This is a genomic window from Streptomyces plumbidurans, from assembly GCF_019857225.1.
GTDB lineage: Bacteria > Actinomycetota > Actinomycetes > Streptomycetales > Streptomycetaceae > Streptomyces > Streptomyces plumbidurans.
In genome coordinates, this window is the sequence record NZ_JAFJSY010000025.1 from 148,914 (window position 1) to 155,213 (window position 6,300).

Sequence of the window (6,300 nt, forward strand, 5' to 3'; positions counted from 1 at the left end):
CGCGGCACAGAAGACCACTTGCGAAGTCTTGACCAAGTCCCGGGCGGTTCGTGGTCAGGACATCAGGATTTCTGTAACCGGCTCACAGGGACGGTTGGGCTCAAAGGGACGGTTGGCCAAGGCGCGGTATCTCGATCGCGGGGCAACGGTCCATCACCATGTCGAGGCCCGCCGCGCGCGTGCGGTCGTACGCCGCCTCGTCGATCACGCCGAGCTGGAACCAGACGGCCCGCGCGCCCTTCGCCACCGCTTCGTCGGCGACCGGTCCGGCGAGGTCGCTGTTGACGAAGACATCGACGACGTCGACGTCGAAGGGGATGTCGGCGAGGGACGCGTATCCCTTCTCGCCGTGGACCGTCTCCGCCTTGGGGTGGACCGGCACGATGCGCTTGCCGAAGCGCTGCAGCACCTTCGCCACGCCGTAGGCGGCACGCCGCTCGTTCGACGACAGGCCCACCACGGCCCAGGTGTCGCCGGACTCGGTCAGGATCTTGCGGATCGTCGCCTCGTCGCCGTACACCGGTGCCTCCCTGTGCCGTGTCTTCTGTGCCGTTTGAATCCGCTGTTCAGTCGCTCAACGGCCCGTAACGCGCGATGATTCCCGCCCCTGTCCGGTCCTCGTCCGGATGCCGCATCCCCGCCACCATGTCCGGAATTCGCGCCGGATACCTGCGCGAGACCGCCCCCGCGCCTACGCTCACTCCGTGCTGCGCATCACCGACGCCCGAACCGGCGAGTCCGTCGAAGCCGCCCCGGCCCGCCGCGGGCTGACCAGGGTCGAAGCCCATGTGCCCGGCTCCGGCACCGATTCCCTGAGGGTGGTGCTGGTCGCCGACGTCCTGCTGCGTGCCCTGGAACTCGGCGGCACTCCGGTGTGGGCGGTGCTGAACGCCGAACGCGAGCAGCCGGAACTGCGCGCCGGAGTGGCCGCACTGGGCATCCGGCCCTTCGAGGACCGGCGGGACGTCGGCTCCGGCCTGGGCGAGGCGCAGATCCTCCACGTCGTGGCGGAGGGCGGCGCGCGACCCGACGGCGTACGGATCGCCGTCGCCCCCGTCCACTCCGAGACGCCCGCCATCCCGGACGGCGTCGACCCGACCGCGCTGCGCCTGGCCCTGCTCTCCCGGCGCCGCGACAGGCCGGTGACCCTCGACGCGGCCACCCTGGATGACGCCCACGCCACCCTCGTACGCTGGCGCCGCGCGGTCGCCGCCTGGGCGCAGCGGCCGTCGCGGCCCGTGCCCGACGAGGCGCGCGCACGCCTTCGCCGTGCCTGGGAGGACGACTTGGACGTACCCGCCGTGCTCGAGGTGCTGACCTGGGTCGAGGCCGCTGACGAGCTGCCGGACGGCGCCCGCTTCGAGACGTACGCCTACGCCGACCGGCTGCTCGGCGTCGATCTCACCCGCGAGCTCGGAACTCTGGCGTGATCGCACGCGCGGGAGCGGGCCCGCTGCGCCGCCTGGTCGTGCTGCGGCACGCCAAGTCGGCCCGCCCAGAGGGCGTCTTTGACCATCGGCGCCCCCTCGCGCCGCGCGGCCTCCGGGACGCACCGGCCGCCGGCCGGGCGCTCGCCGAGGCCGACTGCCTGCCGGACCTCGCGCTGTGCTCCACCGCCGTCCGCGCGCGCCAGACCTGGGAGCTGGCCTCGGCCCAGTGGGGCACCCCGCCGCCGGTGCGCTTCGACCCCCGGCTCTACGACGCCGTCGCGAGCGAACTGCTCGATGTCGTGCACGAGGTGCCGCCCGAGGTCGAGACACTGCTGCTGGTCGGGCACAACCCCGGCCTCGAAGAGCTTGTCCTGCAACTCGCCGGGGACAGCCTCGACGACGCGATCGAGGAAGTGCGGACGAAGTTCCCCACCTCGGCGATCGCGGTACTGGCCTGGCACGGGCCCACCTGGGACACCCTCGCCCCGGCGACCGCACTCCTGACGAGCATGATCGTGGCGCGGGGCGGGAAGGGCGGCAGTAAATGAGCGCGGCCCGGGGCCGGATGTCCGCGCCGCCGGGACGCCCCTGACCACCAACTAGGCTGGCCGGATGCAGGACGAGTACCGCACGGTGGCCCACGCGGGCGTGCACGAGACCGAGGTCAACCGCTCCCGCTTCCTGTGCGCGCTCGCACCGGCGGCCAGTGAGCAGGAGGCCCAGGACTTCATCGCGTCGGTGCGCAAGGAGCACGCGGACGCCAGCCACAACTGCTGGGCCTACGTCGTCGGCGCCGACGCCTCCGTCCAGAAGGCGAGCGACGACGGCGAACCGGGCGGCACCGCGGGCGTCCCCATGCTCCAGATGCTGCTGCGCCGCGACATGCGCTACGTCGTCGCCGTCGTCACCCGCTACTTCGGCGGGGTCAAGCTCGGCGCGGGCGGCCTCATCCGCGCCTACGGCGGCGCGGTCGGCGAGGCCCTGGACGCCGTCGGCACCCTCACCCGCCGCCGGTTCCGGCTGGCCACGGTCACCGTCGACCACCAGCGCGCCGGCAAGGTCGAGAACGACCTGCGCTCCACGGGACGCGAGGTGCGCGACGTCCGCTACGGGGAGGCGGTCACCTTCGAGATCGGCCTGCCGGACGCCGACGTGGACGCCTTCCGCTCCTGGCTCGCCGACGCGACCGCCGGAACGGCCACGTTCGAACTGGGCGGGGAGGCCTACGGCGACGCCTGACGTTCCCTACGAAAGGGACGTAACGGACCGGAACGGGACGGCTCATGACGGGCCGATACGGGAGTAACCGCCCGTGCTGTCAGACCCGGCCGTTAGGGTCGGGGATCATGAGACTGCTGCACACTTCCGACTGGCATCTCGGCCGGGCGTTCCACCGGGTGAACATGCTCGGTGCCCAGGCCGAGTTCATCGGTCACCTGGTCACGACCGTGCGCGAGCGCGGCGTGGACGCGGTGGTCGTGTCGGGGGATGTGTACGACCGGGCGGTGCCGCCGCTGGCCGCCGTCGAGCTGTACGACGACGCCCTGCACCGCCTCGCCGACCTCGGCGTGCCCACGGTCATGATCTCCGGAAACCACGACTCGGCCCGCCGGCTCGGCGTCGGCGCCGGTCTCATCGACCGCGCGGGCATCCACCTGCGCACCGAGCCGTCGGCGTCCGGGACACCCGTGGTGCTCTCCGACACCCACGGAGAGGTTGCCTTCTACGGACTGCCGTATCTCGAACCGGCCCTGGTCAAGGACGAGTTCGGGGTGGAGAAGGCGGGGCACGAGGCGGTGCTCGCCGCCGCCATGGACAGGGTCCGCGCCGACCTCGCCGCCCGCCCGTCCGGCACCCGCTCCGTCGTCCTCGCGCACGCCTTCGTCACCGGCGGCGAGGCCAGCGACAGCGAGCGGGACATCACCGTCGGCGGGGTCGCCTCCGTACCCGCGGGCGTCTTCGACGGCGTGGACTACGTGGCGCTCGGCCATCTGCACGGCTGCCAGACGATCACCGAGCGCGTGCGCTACTCCGGCTCCCCGCTGGCGTACTCCTTCTCGGAGACCGACCACCGCAAGACCATGTGGCTCGTCGACCTCGGCGCCGACGGCTCCGTCACCGCCGAGCGCGTCGACTGCCCGGTGCCGCGCGCGCTGGCCCGCATCCGCGGCCCGCTCGAAGAGCTGCTGGCCGATCCGGAGCTGACCCGGCACGAGGATGCCTGGATCGAGGCCACGCTCACCGACCCGGTCCGTCCCGCCGACCCCATGGCCCGCCTCGCCGAGCGGTTCCCGCACACCCTCAGCCTGGTCTTCGACCCCGAGCGGGCACCCGGCGACCCCGACGTGTCGTACGCCAGACGGCTCGCGGACCGCAGCGACCAGGAGATCGCGGAGGACTTCGTCGCCCATGTGCGCGGCGCCGGGCCAGACGAGCGCGAACGGGCCGTGCTGCAGGACGCCTTCGACGCGGTGCGCGCGGACGAGACCGTGCGGGAGGTGGCCCGATGAGACTGCACCGGCTGGACATCACGGCGTTCGGGCCGTTCGGCGGCTCCCAGAGCGTCGACTTCGCCGACCTTTCCGCCGCGGGACTCTTCCTGCTGCACGGCCCGACCGGCGCCGGCAAGACCTCCGTCCTGGACGCCGTGTGCTACGCCCTGTACGGCTCCGTCCCGGGCGCCCGCCAGAGCGGCCAGGGCCTCGCCCTGCGCAGCGACCACGCCCCGGCCGGCACGCGCACGGAGGTGAGCCTCGAACTGACCGTCGCCGGACGCCGGTTGGAGATCACCCGGCAGCCGCCGTGGGAGCGTCCCAAGAAGCGCGGATCGGGCACGACGACCGAGAAGGCGCAGAGCTGGCTGCGCGAGTACGACGCGACGGCCGGTGCCTGGAAGGACCTCAGCCGTTCGCACCAGGAGATCGGCGAGGAGATCACCCAGCTGCTCGGGATGAGCCGCGAGCAGTTCTGCCAGGTCGTGCTGTTGCCCCAGGGTGACTTCGCACGCTTCCTGCGCGCCGACGCCGAGGCCCGCGGCAAACTGCTGGGCCGCCTGTTCGACACCCACCGCTTCGCCGAGGTCGAGAAGCGGCTGGCCGAGCGCAGGCGTGCCGCCGAGGCCCAGGTCCGCGACGGCGACGCCGCCCTGCTGGCCGACGCGCACCGTATGCAGCAGGCGGCGGACGGCGCCCTGGTGCTGCCCGAGCTGACCCCCGGGGAGCCCGGACTCGCCGAAGCCGTCATCGCCGCCGCGGCCGTCGCCCGCAGCACCGCCCGCGAACAGCTCACCATCGCCCACTGCCGGCTGGCCGCCGCCGAGTCCGCCCAGGCGGCGGCCGAACGGGCGCTGGGCGAGGTGCGCGAAGTGGCCCGGCTGCAGCGGCGGTTCGCCGAGGCACGCGAGCGTGCCACCCGGCTGGAGCAGCGGGCCGAGGCGCACCGGGACGCCCAGGCACGCATGGAGCGCTCCCGCAAGGCCGAGACGGTCGCCCCCGCGCTCGACCTCAGGGAGGCCGCGGACCTCGAACACCGCCGGGCGTCCGACGCCGAGGCACGCGCGCGTGCCCTGCTGTCCGCGTCCTTCGCGGACGCCGGCGCGAGCGGACTCGCGGCGGCCGCCCGCCGCACCGCGGAGGAGCTGGGCGGCCTGGAGTCCGCCCGCCGCGCCGAACAGCGACTGGCCGAACTCGTCGCGGAGCGCACCGACCTGGACCGCCAGGAGCGCGCCGACGAGGACGTGCTGCAGGAGGCCGAGGCCTGGCTCGCGGACTGGGAGACGACCCGCGCAGGTCTGCAGGCCCGCATCGAGTCCGCGCAGGAGGCCGCGACCAGGGCCGAGCAGCTGGCCGTGCAGCGCGAGCCCGCGCAGCGCAGGCTCGGCGCGGCCCGGCAGCGCGACCAACTCGCCCGCGACACCGAGGACGCCCAGACCCGCGTCCTCGCCGCACGCGAGCACGCCACCGAGGCCCGCGCCCACTGGCTCGACCTCAAGGAACAGCGGCTGACCGGCATCGCGGCCGAGCTGGCCGCGAACCTCACCGACGGCGAGCCGTGCGCCGTCTGCGGAGCCACCGAGCACCCCGCGCCCGCGCGCAAGGTCGCCGGGCACGTCGACCGGGAGGCGGAGGAGCGCGCCCTCGCCGCCTACCAGCGCGCCGACGAACAGCGCACAGAGGAGGAACGGCGCCTCGGCCTCGTACGAGAAGCCCTGGCCGCCGCCACCGCGGAGGCGGGCGACACCCCCACGGCCCGGCTCGCCGAGGAGGTCGAGGAACTGGAGCGGCAGTACGGCCGGGCCCGCACCGCCGCCGGAGAGCTGCACGCCGCGCACGAGGAGCAGCGGCGGGCGGAGCAGGAGCACGAGCGACGGACCGCGGTACGGCAGCAGGCGGCCGTCAGAGCCGCCTCGCGGGTGGGCCACCGCGAGCGGCTGGATCGCGAACGGGCCGATCTGGAGGCGGAGTTGACGCAGGCGCGCGGCGCGGCGGACAGCGTCGCCGCGCGGGCCGCGCAGCTGGAGCGCCAGGTCGCACTGCTCACCGAGGCCGCCGACACCGCGCGTACGGCCGAGGACACCGCGCAGCGGCTGAAGGACGCCGACGCCCGGCTCGCCGACGCCGCCTTCCGGGCCGGTTTCGAGACCCCACAGGCCGCCGCGGCCGCGCTCCTGGACGACGACGCCCACCGCGAGCTGCAACACCGCCTGGACGCCTGGCAGTCGGAGGAAGCCGCCGTGCGCGCCGTCCTCGCCGAGACCGACACCGCTGCCGCCGCCCAGCTCCCGCCCGCCGACCTCGCCACCACGGAGCGGGCCGCAGCCCTCGCCTCCCAGCGGCTGCGCGAGGCCGCCTCCGCGCGCGACGCGGCCGCC

General features: G+C 74.3%; 6 protein-coding genes. 5 read left to right on the plus strand and 1 reads right to left on the minus strand.

Annotation, left to right across the window (positions count from 1 at the left end; translation table 11 throughout):
* Window positions 1-100 precede the first annotated feature (100 nt).
* Window positions 101-520 (minus strand): CoA-binding protein, encoded by a 420-nt coding sequence (locus JYK17_RS18680; RefSeq protein ID WP_108009957.1) that lies wholly within the window; start codon window positions 518-520, stop codon window positions 101-103.
* A gap of 184 nt (window positions 521-704) precedes the next feature.
* Here JYK17_RS18680 and JYK17_RS18685 point away from each other — a divergent pair, with 184 nt between their 5' ends.
* From JYK17_RS18685 to JYK17_RS18705, 5 genes are all read left to right on the plus strand, one after another.
* Entirely contained in the window at window positions 705-1,430 is a 726-nt protein-coding gene (locus JYK17_RS18685; RefSeq protein ID WP_234547503.1) for a hypothetical protein, read from the plus strand.
* Window positions 1,427-1,978, plus strand: coding sequence for a SixA phosphatase family protein (locus tag JYK17_RS18690; protein WP_128803750.1), 552 nt, complete (start codon window positions 1,427-1,429; stop codon window positions 1,976-1,978). The genes JYK17_RS18685 and JYK17_RS18690 overlap by 4 nt, the downstream gene beginning before the upstream one ends.
* A 64-nt stretch (window positions 1,979-2,042) precedes the next feature.
* On the plus strand, window positions 2,043-2,669 hold the full coding sequence (locus JYK17_RS18695; RefSeq protein WP_108009953.1) for a YigZ family protein: 627 nt from the start codon (window positions 2,043-2,045) through the stop codon (window positions 2,667-2,669).
* Between the two features lie 107 nt (window positions 2,670-2,776).
* The gene (locus JYK17_RS18700; protein ID WP_222810852.1) at window positions 2,777-3,940 is read left to right on the plus strand and encodes an exonuclease SbcCD subunit D; all 1,164 of its coding nucleotides are present in this window, start codon (window positions 2,777-2,779) and stop codon (window positions 3,938-3,940) included.
* A partial coding sequence (locus JYK17_RS18705; RefSeq protein WP_222810853.1) for an AAA family ATPase occupies window positions 3,937-6,300 on the plus strand: 2,364 nt, incomplete at its 3' end. The genes JYK17_RS18700 and JYK17_RS18705, both read left to right, overlap by 4 nt.